Source organism: Novipirellula methanifontis (assembly GCF_052161655.1).
GTDB lineage: Bacteria > Planctomycetota > Planctomycetia > Pirellulales > Pirellulaceae > Novipirellula.
In genome coordinates, this window is record NZ_CP197418.1 from 7894131 (window position 1) to 7908551 (window position 14421).

11 protein-coding genes and 1 pseudogene are annotated in these 14421 nt (G+C 54.8%); 4 read left to right on the forward strand and 8 right to left on the reverse strand.

Translation table 11 applies throughout. From position 1 onward, the window contains the following. Positions 1–4 precede the first annotated feature (4 nt). The 4 genes and pseudogenes from SH528x_RS27995 to SH528x_RS28010 form a co-directional block, all read right to left on the reverse strand. Positions 5–97: pseudogene (locus SH528x_RS27995) on the reverse strand (hypothetical protein); the annotation flags it as partial. Positions 98–102: 5 nt separating this feature from the next. Further along, positions 103–1110, reverse strand: coding sequence for a ThuA domain-containing protein (locus tag SH528x_RS28000; RefSeq protein ID WP_442506738.1), 1008 nt, complete (start codon positions 1108–1110; stop codon positions 103–105). Positions 1111–1363: 253 nt separating this feature from the next. Continuing rightward, entirely contained in the window at positions 1364–2635 is a 1272-nt protein-coding gene (locus tag SH528x_RS28005) for a YiiX/YebB-like N1pC/P60 family cysteine hydrolase (protein WP_442506739.1), read from the reverse strand. 36 nt (positions 2636–2671) lie between these two features. Next, positions 2672–4705 (reverse strand): hypothetical protein, encoded by a 2034-nt coding sequence (locus SH528x_RS28010; protein WP_442506740.1) that lies wholly within the window; start codon positions 4703–4705, stop codon positions 2672–2674. A gap of 499 nt (positions 4706–5204) precedes the next feature. On the opposite strand from SH528x_RS28010, the gene SH528x_RS28015 reads away from it, so the two are divergent. Beyond that, positions 5205–5786: a hypothetical protein gene (locus tag SH528x_RS28015; RefSeq protein WP_442506741.1), complete on the forward strand. Its 582-nt coding sequence runs from the start codon at positions 5205–5207 to the stop codon at positions 5784–5786. A 265-nt stretch (positions 5787–6051) separates the two neighbouring features. Here the strand turns inward: SH528x_RS28015 and SH528x_RS28020 are convergent, their stop codons facing one another. The 3 genes from SH528x_RS28020 to ruvB all read right to left on the reverse strand — a co-directional run bounded on the left by SH528x_RS28020 (position 6052) and on the right by ruvB (position 9141). Continuing rightward, complete coding sequence (locus tag SH528x_RS28020) at positions 6052–6657, reverse strand: phosphoesterase (protein ID WP_442506742.1); 606 nt, start codon at positions 6655–6657, stop codon at positions 6052–6054. A 238-nt stretch (positions 6658–6895) separates the two neighbouring features. Beyond that, positions 6896–7972, reverse strand: coding sequence for a tRNA preQ1(34) S-adenosylmethionine ribosyltransferase-isomerase QueA (gene queA / locus SH528x_RS28025; protein ID WP_442506743.1), 1077 nt, complete (start codon positions 7970–7972; stop codon positions 6896–6898). A gap of 197 nt (positions 7973–8169) precedes the next feature. Further along, positions 8170–9141, reverse strand: a complete 972-nt coding sequence (gene ruvB / locus SH528x_RS28030; protein WP_442512189.1) for a Holliday junction branch migration DNA helicase RuvB — start codon at positions 9139–9141, stop codon at positions 8170–8172. Between the two features lie 143 nt (positions 9142–9284). Here ruvB and bioA point away from each other — a divergent pair, with 143 nt between their 5' ends. The 3 genes from bioA (at position 9285) to SH528x_RS28045 (ending at position 12083) form a co-directional block, all read left to right on the forward strand. Continuing rightward, on the forward strand, positions 9285–10712 hold the full coding sequence (gene bioA / locus SH528x_RS28035) for an adenosylmethionine--8-amino-7-oxononanoate transaminase (protein WP_442506744.1): 1428 nt from the start codon (positions 9285–9287) through the stop codon (positions 10710–10712). An 88-nt stretch (positions 10713–10800) separates the two neighbouring features. After that, a complete protein-coding gene (locus SH528x_RS28040) occupies positions 10801–11391 on the forward strand; it encodes a sigma-70 family RNA polymerase sigma factor (protein WP_442506745.1) in 591 nt (196 codons plus the stop codon). An 83-nt stretch (positions 11392–11474) separates the two neighbouring features. Next, positions 11475–12083: a hypothetical protein gene (locus SH528x_RS28045; RefSeq protein ID WP_442506746.1), complete on the forward strand. Its 609-nt coding sequence runs from the start codon at positions 11475–11477 to the stop codon at positions 12081–12083. Positions 12084–12099: 16 nt separating this feature from the next. On the opposite strand, the gene recQ is transcribed toward SH528x_RS28045, so the two are convergent. Then, complete coding sequence (recQ, locus tag SH528x_RS28050) at positions 12100–14286, reverse strand: DNA helicase RecQ (protein ID WP_442506747.1); 2187 nt, start codon at positions 14284–14286, stop codon at positions 12100–12102. Positions 14287–14421 lie beyond the last annotated feature (135 nt).

Below are 14421 nucleotides of genomic sequence, written 5' to 3' on the forward strand. Positions count from 1 at the left end.
TGACGACGAGGTATAGCTGCTTTGCACCGTTAAGTGAGACATCGATCGCAACGGCATGTCCCGGAGTCTGTTTCGAAACCGGTTTGCTTTTGAAGATCGGTTTTACCGAACTGTTTTTTGCCGAGTCGGCCTGCGATCGCTTAACCGCGGCACGCCTAACTGGCTTGTCAGACTTTTTTTTTGGGTCTTGGCGTCGGCTTTGGCTGCTGGTTTCGGCTCGTCTTGATTCGCTTCCAACTCATCCTGCGACGGGTTGCCGGTCGTGACACCGCTCTCGGGCACTTCGCCGTGTGCCGTCCAGACGATCGCGTTGAGCATCACTTTGCGAAAGTTCTCGTCGCCCCAATTCCAGTGGAAATGGCCTCCGGTGAAACCAAAACCGCGACCGCCACCGTCCCGCTCGGCAGCCCACGCCATGTGCTGCACTTCCTCGTTGGCAATCGCCTTGCGAACCGCTGGATTGCCGCTGTGCGGTCCGTCGGGGCGGCGCAGCGTTTCTTCGGGCGGCAGTGCCGACAGAATCGGTGTGACGCCTTTCATTCCGTCGCGAAACCGCATGTGATAGTACCACTCGTCATTGATCGCAAACGGTTTTACACCACGGCTGATCGGGTGATCCGGGAACGTCTCGTACTTTGCGACCCAGTGCGGATTGACCGACCAACCGGCTTCAAAATAACCACCGATCCAATCCAAGAACGCGTTGCCTGTTTTGCCTGCGGGCGTCTCGACTCCATAGTGCACACAAACGAGGCCTACCCCTTTTTTCATGAGTGGGTCAAGCTCGTCGATGTGCGGGTTCAGCAGATGACCTCCGCCCCCATCACAGTAAACAACGATGCTGTCGGCTCCCTCGAGTGCTTTGACGCCTTCGCTAGGCCATCCATGCTTGATGACTTCGACATCAAAATTCGGCATCGCCTCTTTGAGCGTATTGGCCAGCAGCAAAGAACCTGCGTAGTGCTCGTGCTTCCCGTAGCCATGACTCGGTGTCCCTGAAATAAAGACCACCTTTTTCCGATCTGACGAGTTCGCATTGGTTTCAGCGCGAACTTGGCTCACCGGGAGCAGCAAGCTGGTCAAGAAACAGATCAGGCTCAGCATTCGCATGAGAAGCACCTATCAGAGGGGGGGAGAGTCAGAGCACGAGGGCAGGAAAAACGCGGCGTAAACTTGCTTGAAATCCGTCGGCCACTTGTTGGCCCCAAAGGATTTGGGTGCCCCAAGGATGTCGGGCGTCGGCAAGATCGGTCATATACCGGGCGGAGGGCGGGAGAACAGCACGCCTAGAAAGAGTAATCGATCGGAAATCGCCGGTCAACTTTCCCACGATAGTTGGCCGCCAACAAAGCAATCCTTGCCGTTATTTCACCATGGTCTTTCGCAATATTTCGCACATGGCTTCATCGCCCTGCAGTCGATCGCCGTGACTCGGGCAATACACCGCCACTGGGTGGAAGTGCTTCCGTTGGACCGCAAGGTTTAAGAGGTCTTCGGCCGAGAGCGTTTGCCGACCGGCGCGTTTGGTCAGGGTGAACACGATATCGCCAACCCCTTCGAGGGCTCGATACACGACTTCGGTACAAACCAGACGGTCCGAGCGGGTAAAATCGAAATCAAAATCGTAAGGTTTTCCCACGTGGGTCTTCGCTCGCTCGATCCCTTTTGCGATGACCGCCGGATCGAGTTGAGGGCGAATAACCGCAACGGCATCATTGCCAAACGGCGAAATCATGGATCGCACACGCACGCCGTCTTTGAGCGACTCGATCACTTGTTCTTCACCGATATAGAACGCAGCATGCGGCCAATATCCTGGTAAGAAATAATTGGTCAGTGCAGTGTCTTTGCGAGTAACGAAGATGTCGCCTGGACGCAGCAAAGTCGACAACTCGGCCGAGATCGAAGTGGGCAATTGAGGAATGTGGCTCGGGTTGGTGCTGATCGCACTGACGGCAAGCGAGCCCCACTGTTGCACCGTGTAAATCAGCTGTTGCAGACTTCCTGCTAAAATGCGTTCGCGGAAATCGCGACGACGCTCCGCGATTCGCGAGCGAATGTATTGCCTGGGCCCGACTTGCACTCGCTGCAGACGGGTGTCAATCACGTCTTGGACTTCCTGTAACGCCGGGTTGCCGGCAGCCGTTTCGGCAAGCGAGTCATGATGATCGGTATAAAAATGGTTCGCCCGGTTCAGTTGCGTCGCATTGGATGGCGACGTCAGCGTCAATTGAATCGCGTCAAAGCTGCCTGCGGAAATCCCGTACGCATCAAAAGACTCGTTTAGCTTGCGACGCAAGAGTGCGTTGTTTGAGAAAAGGTCTCGCAAACATCGAGCGGCATCCACCAGCACTACGGCTGCTGCATAGGCACACAAAAATTCGGCTGGATGATCCTCGACGTCTCTGCCAACCGACTGGCGAGTCGAGTGAATTAATTCTAGCAGCGCGTTGCGAGCCTTATGATAGGACACCCACAGGTGCGTTACCTGATCATCGTCGCTGGGCGTGAAATACCCGCGATCAAGCGTCGCACAAGTTTGCTGGAATTGGACCGCTTCGCCTCGCAGTCGGTTCATATGCTGCGACAAATGAACAACGGTTTGGCAAGCGGCCTGGAGATCGGAATGTTGCATCCTGGCATTTTAGCCGATCGGCGAGACACAATTCCATCACAGTGTCTTCAAATACTCGATTAAATCGGCTGCCTCTTGTTCAGTCAGCTCCGCTTCGCCGTTGACCTTTTCGGGGCTGTGCAAATCGGTGATGACCCGCTCGAGCGTTTTGGCTCTGCCGCTATGCAACCAGCGTACTTTTCGGTAGGTCCCTTTTAACGATGGCGTGTTGTACCCCTCGTAAAAATCTTCCTTGGAATTGAGGCCAACATCGTGAATTTTGTTATCGGTCAGCTCGGGACCACGATGACAATCGGCGCAAGCCGCTTTGGAGCTCAAAAAAACTTGGCGGCCGCGGGCTGCTGATTCCGACAATTCGCCGTCGGGACCTAAATATGGATTGGGGGGCAATTCGAGCGAGCTCAGATAGGCACGCACAGCCTTAGTCTCGCTTGCCGCCGGAGTTTTGCCGATCATCGTCGAGGTGAATGATTTGGCAATCGAATCATCCAAGCTCTGCTGCCAACCGTGCCACGTATACGGCATTGTCTTCTCGACATCAAACAGTGGCAACACGGTTTTCACTGTCAACTCGGTGCCATCGTTCATCGTGTCCATCGGCAGTGCATTGGAACCGCCCTCTTGGTGACACGAATGACAACTGTACCACTGGTCCAAACTCCGCGTCGCATCATGAAAGATCGCCATCCCTTGGCGAACGACTGACATCGAATCGGAGCCTCCTAAATCGATTTCATGCAGCAATGTGCGCTCGACCAAATCAACCACCTGTACCGAATTGTTCAAATAATTGGCAATGTAGGCAGTGCGATCATCCTGGGCGATTTGAATCCCCAGCGGACGTCCCCCAAGCGGAATGCGATCAAACCGCTTTCGATCATATTGCAACTCGCGTTCAATCAAATCGCCCGGTCCCCCGGCACCGATGAAGGGCAGATCAGGAAGTCGGTAGAAAAGCAATTCGTGAGTTCCGCCTGCCGTGACGACCATCTGTTTTTCATCGGACGTGATCGCGATCCCGTACGGGTCACCAATCGCCAATTCAGGAACGTCCAACGAAATCGCCTCGCGGTACGCGGGACCATCCAGCTGAACTCGCCCAATCCGACTGGCCAACACCCACCCTCGCTTGATGTTGCCGACCGTGATGGGATTCGAGCGATAGACCATCCAGGGAAAATAGACTTGGCTGCCATCACGCGACGCTACCATTTGTCCAAGATTAATGCCGCCGACAAGAGGCTCGTCATACAGCAGTTCGAACGACTCTGTGTCGACGACGGCAATTTTACCTTCGCCACTACATCCCACCGCCAACCGTTTTCCATCAGGCGAAATCGCCAGGTTCTTTGGCCAATGTCCTACATCCAATCGACGCGAGATCTTATTATCGGCCAAGTCGACTTCGACCACCTCACCCGATGCGACCAAACCGACGTAGGCACGCATTGCGTCCGGCGACAACGCGACCCCCGAAGGCTCGAACCCAAGTCGGATACGCGACACTTCCGTTATTTTGGGCGTCGCGGTGGCGTCATTATCTTGCGAGGAAGTGGCTGCCGGATTGCTTGTTTCCCGAGTGTCCAGCAGACGGGGACTGGAATCCAGACGATAGACCACCAATTCGCCGGCCCACGCACAGGTGACGACAAATCGGTCTCCGGAGTTGGCAAAAACGATGTCGGTCGGATGGTCGCCGCAAACGACTTCGCCCACCACCGCGCGGGATTCGGTCGACACCAACGAAATCGAATCCGAGGTCTGATTGGCCGTCACGATCCACTGGCCCGCAGGCCAAGTTCCCGCCGGATTGATCGCCAAATCGACGGGCGAGCGGTCAAGTTGGGGATCGATTGTCACATTTCCTGAGTTCAATCGAGCCGAATTTTGCGAATTTCTGAGGGTCGCGGGTGAGTCAGCCCACGCCGGGATCGACGCACAGAGCCATAACGCCGAGAGCAAGCAGACTCGAAAACGCAAATCCATGGACTTTGCCTTGGGTTGTGAAAATCTGGCAACGTGGAACGTCGCCGCACGCTGCAAATCGTTTTCTGCTGAGGTTAATGCCACCGCTAATTCCTAATATTGCTGAATTGGCCTTAAATCGGCTCGATCCATCTTATCCACTTTGGAAAGGCTGCATGAGCCTAGAAACGTCCTTATCTGCCGTACATTCTTGGGGGACGACTCACCGGATGTCCACTACAAATGTTCATTTGTTTGGCATGTCCCACCACCCCTCAGGGCTTTCCCGTCCGCTATAATACCGCCTCGCCAGCGATTCAGTGATGCGTGAACCGTTGCCTAAGCGGAGTCCAACTCGTAGCATGCGAGAGTCATCTCCCTATCCCACCATGCGAAACACACCTTGGCGCACGTGTCCCTAATGACGAATTTTGGATAACAAACAGAAAATGGTGGCGGATGATTCGCCCCAATCGTCATTGCTTGGACAGTAGGATGTGATGACATCAGATTTTCAGACGATCTATTTGCGGAAGATTCAAAACTGTTGAAACCATGCCGAGTGAGCATGGCGACAATGCCCCCCTTTTGATGAGGATATAGAATGAAGAACTTTTTAGTGCTCGGTTTGGCTTTGGCTCTCGTTTCCGCGACCACCGCGATGGCTGAAAAGCCAACCAAGAAAGGTGGCATGAAGAGCGGTTTGCAACCAGGTGAAAGTGTAGGTCCGTTCTACGTCACCAAATGTGCCGGCGCTGAAGACGACGGTGTCGCTGAAGGCAAAAACCTGTGCTACCGTTGCCGCAACGGATCCAAGCCTCAAGTCATGGTTTTCACTCGCAGCAACGACCCCAAGGTTGCTGAATTGTTGAAGAAGCTTGACGAAGCTGTAGCATCAAACGAAGAATCAAAGCTTCGCGTTTTCGTTAACGTACTGAACGAAGACAAAGACGATGCATCGGATATGGCCAAGAAGTTCGTTTCGACCACTAGCGTCAAGAACATCCCTTTTGTTGTTCCTAACGAAAATGCAAACGGTCCCGACGACTACGGAATTAACCCAAAAGCCGACGTCACCATCGTGATGGCAAATGAAGGCAATGTGAAAGCGAATTACGCAGTTGGCAACGCCAAGAAGCTAAACGTTGACGCTGTTATCGCAAACCTCAGCAAGATTCTTGAGTAAGAATTTTTGGGCTAGGTAGTAACGAAAAACAGAACGACGACGGTGAATACCGTCGTCGTTTTTTTTATTGATGGCGGTAGCAAACGCTGCGTGGGGCTCGCGGTATAAGAGATGGGAACGTACAAGCACCGTGCAACCAGCCCTCCCCGAAAATCTCGCTGAAAGCTCGATTTTCGACCCTCCCACCGCAAGCTGGGAGGGTTAATCATTTTGTTGCAACTGTGCATCTTAAAATCGACGCGACCTCCGCCACGGCACCAGTGCTCTAGTAGAGAGCTTTGATCGCTAATTGGCTCCACGTTTCCAATTGCTCGATGTCGGCTTTCAGCTCTGCGATGCTGACGAAACCGCCTTCGGCCAGATCCGCCTCGTTGCTTTGCACTTCGGGCGATTCCAAGACAAATCGATGAACGACTCCCAAGTGGACTTTGCCCACTTCGTTGGAAGGATCGTAGATCAAACCTTCTTGCGTTTCCTGGTAGTGAGAGCGAAGTTGGATCTCTTCTTCGATTTCACGGTGCATCCCCGTCGTGTACGGATTGGCTCCGTCGGCGGCATCTTCGCGGCTGATGTGGCCTCCGATTCCAACGCTGCGTTTGGCATGCAATCGCTTTTCTCCGCCGCCACCGCCACGCGTGTACGTGAACAATTTCTTCGTCCCATCGCTCTCGGTCCATTCCAACAACACATAGGGAATCAACTGTTTGAAGCTGGGGTCGGTCTCCATCGGCGTACGCGGTTGGAACGACAATTGGTCACTGGCAAGAATGGGCAGCAAGAAACGATCGACATCCGATTCAAAACCGTCAATCATGCCAATGGATGCAATCACCGACTCAGGGATCACCAGGATGTGTTCTTCAGTAGACATAAATAGCGGGTCGCGATAAGCGGATAAGAGTAAGTCGTGGCGGAGCGACAATGAACGTCGCTCACAGTGTTTTGGACGATCAGCGGTTTAGCTTACGCTGTGAAGCATTCTTTTCGTAGCTACCTTCGCCAGAAGGTGGTGACTCGCATTCGCCGGCAATCATCCACGCTCTGGCGAGCGTAGCTACAAAACGCAAATGCCGCAATTCGCCGTCTCTAAAGGCCTCACAGCGTTTGGTTTAGACGATCAGCATGGCGTCGCCGTAGCTGAAGAAGCGATATTCATTTTCGATGGCGTTTTGATACGCTTCCATGATCAATTCGCGTCCCGCAAACGCACTGACCAAAACAAGCAGACTGCTGCGGGGCAGATGGAAATTGGTCATCAATGCGTCGACGACTTTGAATTGATACGGGGGCTTGATGAACAGGTCCGTCGCGCCGGTCCACGGCTCGAGTTTTCCTTCCGCATTTTGGGCGGCACTTTCGAGCACGCGGACGCTGGTCGTGCCGACGGCGATACAGCGACCATGGGCGCGGCGGGCCCGAATCGTCTCGGCCGTGGCCGCATCGATTTGGCCCCACTCGCTGTGCATCGTATGCTCGTCGAGTCGATCGACTGCGATCGGACGAAACGTGCCAATCCCAACATGCAGCGTCACTTCTTGAATGTCGGTGCCGCCGGTGCGGATGTAATCGAGCAGTTTGTCGGTAAAGTGCAGTCCGGCTGTCGGGGCCGCCACACTGCCGCGATGCTCAGCAAAAACCGTTTGATAATTTTTCACATCGGCATCGACCATTTGGCCATCGCGAATATAAGGCGGCAACGGGATCCGGCCATAGCGTTCGAGCCAATCGGCGGGTTCGCGAGGCCATTCGGATTCGTCTCGGCCAGGCAATCGCGGCGTCACCAACAAGTGCCCATCGTCCGTCCGCGAGACGACCACCAATTGCATACTGGGGCGGCCTTCGCGGTCTTTGATCGTGATCGCTTCGCCCGGACGGAGCGTGCCACGCGTTTTGGTCAGCACCTCCCAAACCCCGGTCGCCGCATCGGCACGCAAAAACAGCCCCTGCCATTGGCCGCTCGTTTCGGCACGATATCCCACCAATTTTGCGGGAATGACACGAGTGTTATTGAGCACCAACGTGTCGTCGGCCTTCAGCAGCTCGGGCAAATCGCGAACGTAGTGATGATCAATCGTGCCCGCTTTGCGATCCACCAGCATCAATCGAGCATCGCTGCGAGTCGCCAATGGTTCTTGGGCAATTCGCTCGCGAGGCAGGTCGTAATCGTATTGTTCAATATCGCTCATCGCGGACAGTGTAGTTTCACACAAGCGTGCGCGGCAGCCCCCAAGCGATCGGGGAAACGGAGGGATGCCGAAAGTCTTGACGACTTCCGCTACGAAAAGATTAGGTGCCGACGAAACTCTTCGCGAGTTTCGCTACGTAAAGAATGAGTGGCGACGAAACTCTTGGCGAGTTTCACTACGGGAACAATTACAGAACGCTAGGCACTCGCGTCAGGCTTTTTGACCTTCATATGCTCGAACGCTTTGTGGGTCGCCATCCGGCCGCGACGCGTTCGCACAATCATCTCGGTACGGAGCAAGAATGGCTCGACTTCATCCTCGAGCGTATCGCTGCTGACGTTCATTGTGTGGGCAATGGCTTCGAGGCCTGCCGGGCCTCCCAAAAAGACCCGCATTAACGTATCGAGGTAGCCGCGATCCTGTTTATCCAGCCCCAAGGTGTCGATCCCGATCATATCGAGCGCCGCTGCGGTGACCGTGGCATCGACTTTTCCATTTGCCTTGCTTTGGGCGTAATCACGCACCCACAGCAAGCGATTGTTCGCCAGCCGCGGAGTACTGCGACTTCGGCCGGCGATCACGACCGCGGAACCATCGTCGATTGCAATTTTCAGTTTTTTCGAGTTGCGTTGTACGATTTCGCAAAGCTCGGCTTGGTTGTACCAACCGAGATGCTCGCGAATTTGAAAACGATCTCTCAGTGGAGCACTCAACATCCCCGCTCGCGTCGTCGCTCCGATCAAGGTGAACGGCCGCAATTCGTAATTCAGCGTCCGCGCACTGACCCCTTCGCCGAGAATGATGTCGATCCGAAAATCTTCCATCGCCGTATACAAATACTCTTCGACCGCTTTGGGGATGCGGTGAATTTCATCGATAAACAGCACGGCGCCTTCGGAAAGATTCGTCAAATAGGGCAACAGATCTTTGGGGGCTCGCAGCCCCGCACCATTGGCCATCTCTACCGACGTCCCCATCTCGGCGGGGATCACGGTGGCGAACGTCGTTTTGCCGAGTCCAGGCGGTCCATCAAACAAGATATGGCCGAGCGGTTCGCCGCGTCCCTGAGCTGCATCGATCGCGATCTTCAGCCGTTCGATGACGTCCTGCTGGCCGACCATTTCGTCCATACGCCGAGGGCGCAGCGAATTGTCCTGCTCTTTCGGCATCAACGCTTCGGTTTCGGACTCAGGTTCGGTTTGTTGGTAGACTGCTTCTCTGGCCATGCATTACACTCCCTTGGTTGACTTAGCCCTCCTACTTTAACGATTTCCTGTGGTTTGGCGTACCGCAAATTCTCTCGACTCTCGCGATGACTTCACGAATTACTGATAAACCACCGCAATTTCGCAGCAACCACCCGCTTACGCTCGAAAAAAACAGCGTTCCCGCCCCCCCCGAAAGCCAAAGTTTTCATTGGCACGGGTTCACACAGATGGCCGATTTTCAAAATATCGTCATCGATCGTGCGGAAGGTTGCTGGCTAACAACCACCTCCGGGAAACGACTCTTTGACGGCGTGGCAAGCCTGTGGTGCAACGTCCATGGCCATCGCAATCCGAAAATGGATGCGGCGATCCGAGCACAACTCGATCGCGTCAGCCATATCACCACGCTGGGCATGTCGGCGGACGTCACCGACCAGTTGGCCGAGCGATTGGCCGAGGTCACGCCCGGCGATTTGAAGCACGTTTTCTTTAGCAGCGATGGGTCCTCCGCAGTCGAGGCCGCACTGAAGATGGCGCTGCAGTACTGGCATCTGAAAAACTCCTCGTCGACATCAGCAAAGACCACCAAAACTCGCTACCTAGCACTCTCGTCGGCCTACCATGGCGACACGACCGGTGCGGTCTCGCTGGGTGGAATCAAGTACTTCCACCAATTATTTGCTCCGATCATTTTCACTCCGGTGCGGGGGCCGCTGCCGTGCAGCTATCGATTGCCCGATGGCGTCCAAGCCGACAACGCCTGTGATTATTACGCCAACGAAATCGAATCGCTGTTGAAGCAACACCACGCCGAGCTTGCCGCCGTCGTGATGGAACCGCTTGTCCAGGGTGCGGCGGGAATGATCACGCACCCGACTGGTCTGCTGGCCCGCATCCGTGAATTGTGCGACCAATACGACGTCTTGCTGATCGTGGACGAAGTCGCCACCGGATTCGGCCGCACCGGACGCATGTTCGCTTGCGACCACGAAGGTGTCACGCCGGATATTCTTTGCATGGGCAAAGGAATCACCGGAGGCTACTTGCCGATGGCGGCGACGATCGCACGGCCTCATGTGTTCGAGGCGTTTTTAGGAAAATCATCCGAGCGAAAACAGTTCTACCACGGCCATACCTTCGGCGGAAATCCGCTTGCCGCCGCAGCCGCGGTGGCCTCGCTCGATTTGTTCCGCGACACGAACTTGACCGAAACGATTGACGCCAAGAGCCAGTTTCTACGTGAGTGCCTCGCTCCGATCGCAAACCATGCTCACGTCGGCGACGTGCGAGGCCGCGGATTAATGGTGGGAATCGAATTGGTAGCCGATCGCGAAAGCAAAACGCCATTTGACGCCGACCGGATGATTGGACGCGAGATCTGTGAGCGTGCGACCGAACTCGGGGCCTGGATTCGCCCTCTCGGGGATGTCATCGTGCTGATGCCGCCGTTGGTCGCATCGGACGAGGAACTGCGTTATCTCGCAGAGACCGTAACCCAAGCGATCGAAGAAGTGCTGGCGGATATCGACTAAAATGGGGGGCGGCTCAGCTACTCTCCGGATGCGAGCCATTTTTACCTGTCATGGATGCTTGCCACGCCCTCGAGAACAAGACACTGCGATGTCAAACACATCGGACTCGGAAGACCAAACGCCCATCGACACGTCGGATCCGGCAATCGTCGCTCACTACGAACCGTACCTTCGCATGCTTGCGAAAGTACAGATGCGGCGGGCATTGCAGGCGAAGATTGGCGCATCGGACATTGTTCAGCAAACGATGCTGCAGGCAGTCCAGGCGATTGATCAATTCCGAGGTACGGGCGATGCCGAATTCCGCGGCTGGCTGCGACAAATTCTTGCCCGCCACCTTTGTCATCTCGATCGCGATTTCCGTCGAGACAAGCGGGACGTCCGCCGCGAACAATCGATGCAGCAACAGTTGGCAAAGTCCTCGATGCGGCTCGAAGGATTGTTGGCAGGTGATGGCCCCACGCCCAGCCAAAACGTGGCGTTGGGCGAAAACGTGGTACGAATTGCCTTGGCAATCGAGCAGTTGCCCGAGGCGCAGCGTGAAGCCATCCGGTTGCACTACATCGACGGCCTGAAGTTGAGCGAAGTCGCCGCAGCGATGGATAAATCCAGCGGAGCGATTGCGGGACTGCTTCACCGAGGAATGAAGTCGCTGCGTGAGCAACTCGGTGAGGCGTAAACCTGCTCGATCGACATCCCAAATCGACAACGGTGTTTCAGTTCGAGCGAATATCGTCCTCCTAACAAACTCATTTGATCAGAATGCTAAAGAACGTCCCCCTGCCTAGCTTCAACGACGCGTCGCATCCAGACGAACATCTCGAATTGATCGAAGAAGCAAACGAGCGAGTGGATGCGTTTACCAAAAATCGCCGCGACACGATTCACAACTTTGTCGTCTCCGATTTTGAATTGGTCGGGGCCGCGATTCAGTGGTTAGTCGAAAACCGCATCACTTGTGGCGATTCGTTTCTGGAGTGGGGCAGCGGATTTGGAGTCGTCACAATGTTGGCGGCGATCGAAGGTATGGACGCGGTCGGAATCGAGGTCGAGCGTGACTTGATCGATCAATCTCGCCTGCTCGCCGAAGACTTTGACATCGACGCCGAATTTGTCGAAGGCAGTTTTTTGCCTGAGGATCGCTCGGTGATCGAGTCCGTGAACCAAGACTTTGAAAACGTCGATATCGACAGCCCGAGTGCCTACGAAGCGTTAGGGAAATCGATCGACGACTTCGATTTAATCTTTGCCTTTCCGTGGCCCGGCGAGCAGGGGTATTTCGCAGCAATCTTTGAACAATTCGCCGCGGACGGAGCACTGCTGCTGACGTACGACGGACGCAACCAATTGCGACTTCAGCGACGCGAATAAACGAAACAAGGCATGATCAGTTGGCTTCGGATGCGGCGGGTGTTTCCGCATTTTGATGGCATGTTAAGACAACACGGATCGCTTCGTAGGAAATCTTGCCTTCAAAGAATTCATGCATCGGTTTGATCCGCCCTTCTTCCACCAAATGCAGATTGCCGAGAATCGAATCACGAGTCTGCTCGTCCACCCAGGGCGACGAATCGGTGATTTTTTCTTGACGCAAAAAATCCTGCAGATAGCCGACGACGGTCGAGACCGCTCGCCCCAATTTCTCAGCGACTTCTTCGATTGTCTCGCCCCGGCGAAAATTATCGAACGCGGCCATCGAGTTGGCGTTGGGCAAGACCGCGCGTGGTACAGCAGCGGGTGCAGCCGGCGCGGGAACCGTTTTCACATTGGTTTCGAGATTGTGGGTTTCACAATAAGCCCGAATCGGCTCGAGAAACGTTTCGCCAAAATCGGCCAGCTTCCGATCGCCGACTCCTTTGATTTTGCCAAACGCCTCGAGTGTTGTCGGGCGAACGCGAGCGAGTTCACGCAGCGTGGCATCGCCGAACACGATATAGGCCGGTACGTTTTGCTCCGATGCGATCGCACTTCGCTTGCTCCGCAACGTTTCAAATAATTCACGATCCACTCCGTCCCACGAATCCACCGACGCTACTCGGCTTCGTGAGCGTGTTTTTTTACCAGGGACACTCAATCGTGGATTTCCATCACGGTGCAACAAGCGGCGGCCCGACTCGGAAAGCGACAGAATCTGGTACTCACCGGTGCGTTGCAAATACGATTGCTGGACCAATTGATCGATCCACATCCGCACCGCATTCAATCCATCGTCGGTTAACAAACCATGTGTACTCAATTTGTCGTGACCGAGTTGGACAATCCGCTGTTCCGATGAACCAACGAGAACCTTGGCAACGTGAGACGCTCCGAAACGCTCTTGCACTCGCAGAACGCACGACAAAATCTTCTGGCTCAACGTAATTGGATCGTCAACCAATTCGATTTCATCGAGACAGAAATCACAGGCCCCGCAATTTTCGTGCGTATAGGGTTGGCCAAAATATTCGACCAAAGCCTTGTGCCGACACACGGGACTGCCGCACAACTGATTGATCGCTTCGAGTGATTGCAGTGCACCGCCGCCGGTGGCTTGCGAGTCGCCCTGCATGATTTTTTTCCACGTGACCACGTCGCCACCGGAGTAGATCAAAACACATTCGGATTCCAAACCATCACGCCCGGCACGACCACTTTCTTGTTGGTAGTGCTCGATCGATTTTGGCATGCCCGCATGGACCACAAACCGCACGTTCGACTTATCAATCCCCATTCCAAAGGCGACGGTGGCGACGATCACATCACATTTCTCTTTGATGAATGCGTCTTGGCTTTGCTTCCGATCCTCGTCACTCATTCCGGCGTGATAGGGCAGAGCAACCGTCCCCAACTGATTCAGCGCCGCCGCGGTCCGCTCGACTTCTTTGCGGCTAATGCAATACACGATCCCGGATTCGCCGCGATGCCGACCGATCACATCAACGACTTGCTGCAATCGGCCGTTTGCTCGCAGCATGCGATAGGTCAAATTCGGACGATCAAAATTGCCAACCAACACTTCGGCTTTCTGAAGCCCAAGTTGGCTGACGATATCATCCCGCACCGGCTGCGAAGCGGTCGCAGTGTAAGCATGCACGGCGGCCGCAGGGAATTGTTCTTTTAGAACACGCAGGCCGCGGTATTCGGGACGAAAGTCATGCCCCCAATTACTGATACAGTGAGCTTCGTCGATCGCGAAAAACGAAATCGGAGTCTGGTGCAAAAATTCCAGCATCCGGCTAGACAGCAATCGTTCCGGAGCGACATACAGCAGTTTGGTTTTGCCAGCACGGATTTGCTCCGCAACGGCCTGTTTTTCAGCCTGAGTCAACGAGCTATTGATGAATGCGGCATCGACACCACAGGCTCGCAACGCGTCTACCTGATCCTTCATCAACGAAATCAGCGGCGAAACGACTACCGCCATGCCATACATACAGAGCGCCGGTGCCTGGAAACAAAGCGATTTCCCGCCCCCGGTCGGCAGCACCGTCAAACTATCACGGCGATCCAGGACGCTGCGGATCGAAGCTTCTTGCAGCGGCCGAAACGAGTCGTACCCCCAGACGTCCTGCAAAACTTGGTGAACCGGAGCCATCGAATCCGAGCTTTTGGAATCCGAGCTTTTGGAATCCGAGCTTTTGGAATCAGAACTTTTAGAATCCGAGCTTTTAGAATCCGGGGGGGAAGCGTCCTTCGTCATCGTTTCTCTCCGTTTAAGCAGGTCAATATG

Bases quoted from the DNA above. Each gene is read 5' to 3' on its own strand.
- ruvB (WP_442512189.1), bottom strand. From the start codon at position 9,141: ATGCCGAAAGAGCAGGACAATTCGCTGCGCCCTCGGCGTATGGACGAA.
- queA (WP_442506743.1), bottom strand. From the start codon at position 7,972: ATGAGCGATATTGAACAATACGATTACGACCTGCCTCGCGAGCGAATT.
- SH528x_RS28005 (WP_442506739.1), bottom strand. From the start codon at position 2,635: ATGCAACATTCCGATCTCCAGGCCGCTTGCCAAACCGTTGTTCATTTG.
- SH528x_RS28015 (WP_442506741.1), top strand. From the start codon at position 5,205: ATGAAGAACTTTTTAGTGCTCGGTTTGGCTTTGGCTCTCGTTTCCGCG.
- SH528x_RS28020 (WP_442506742.1), bottom strand. From the start codon at position 6,657: ATGTCTACTGAAGAACACATCCTGGTGATCCCTGAGTCGGTGATTGCA.
- bioA (WP_442506744.1), top strand. From the start codon at position 9,285: ATGACTTCACGAATTACTGATAAACCACCGCAATTTCGCAGCAACCAC.
- SH528x_RS28045 (WP_442506746.1), top strand. From the start codon at position 11,475: ATGCTAAAGAACGTCCCCCTGCCTAGCTTCAACGACGCGTCGCATCCA.
- recQ (WP_442506747.1), bottom strand. From the start codon at position 14,286: ATGGCTCCGGTTCACCAAGTTTTGCAGGACGTCTGGGGGTACGACTCG.
- SH528x_RS28000 (WP_442506738.1), bottom strand. From the start codon at position 1,110: ATGCGAATGCTGAGCCTGATCTGTTTCTTGACCAGCTTGCTGCTCCCG.
- SH528x_RS28040 (WP_442506745.1), top strand. From the start codon at position 10,801: ATGTCAAACACATCGGACTCGGAAGACCAAACGCCCATCGACACGTCG.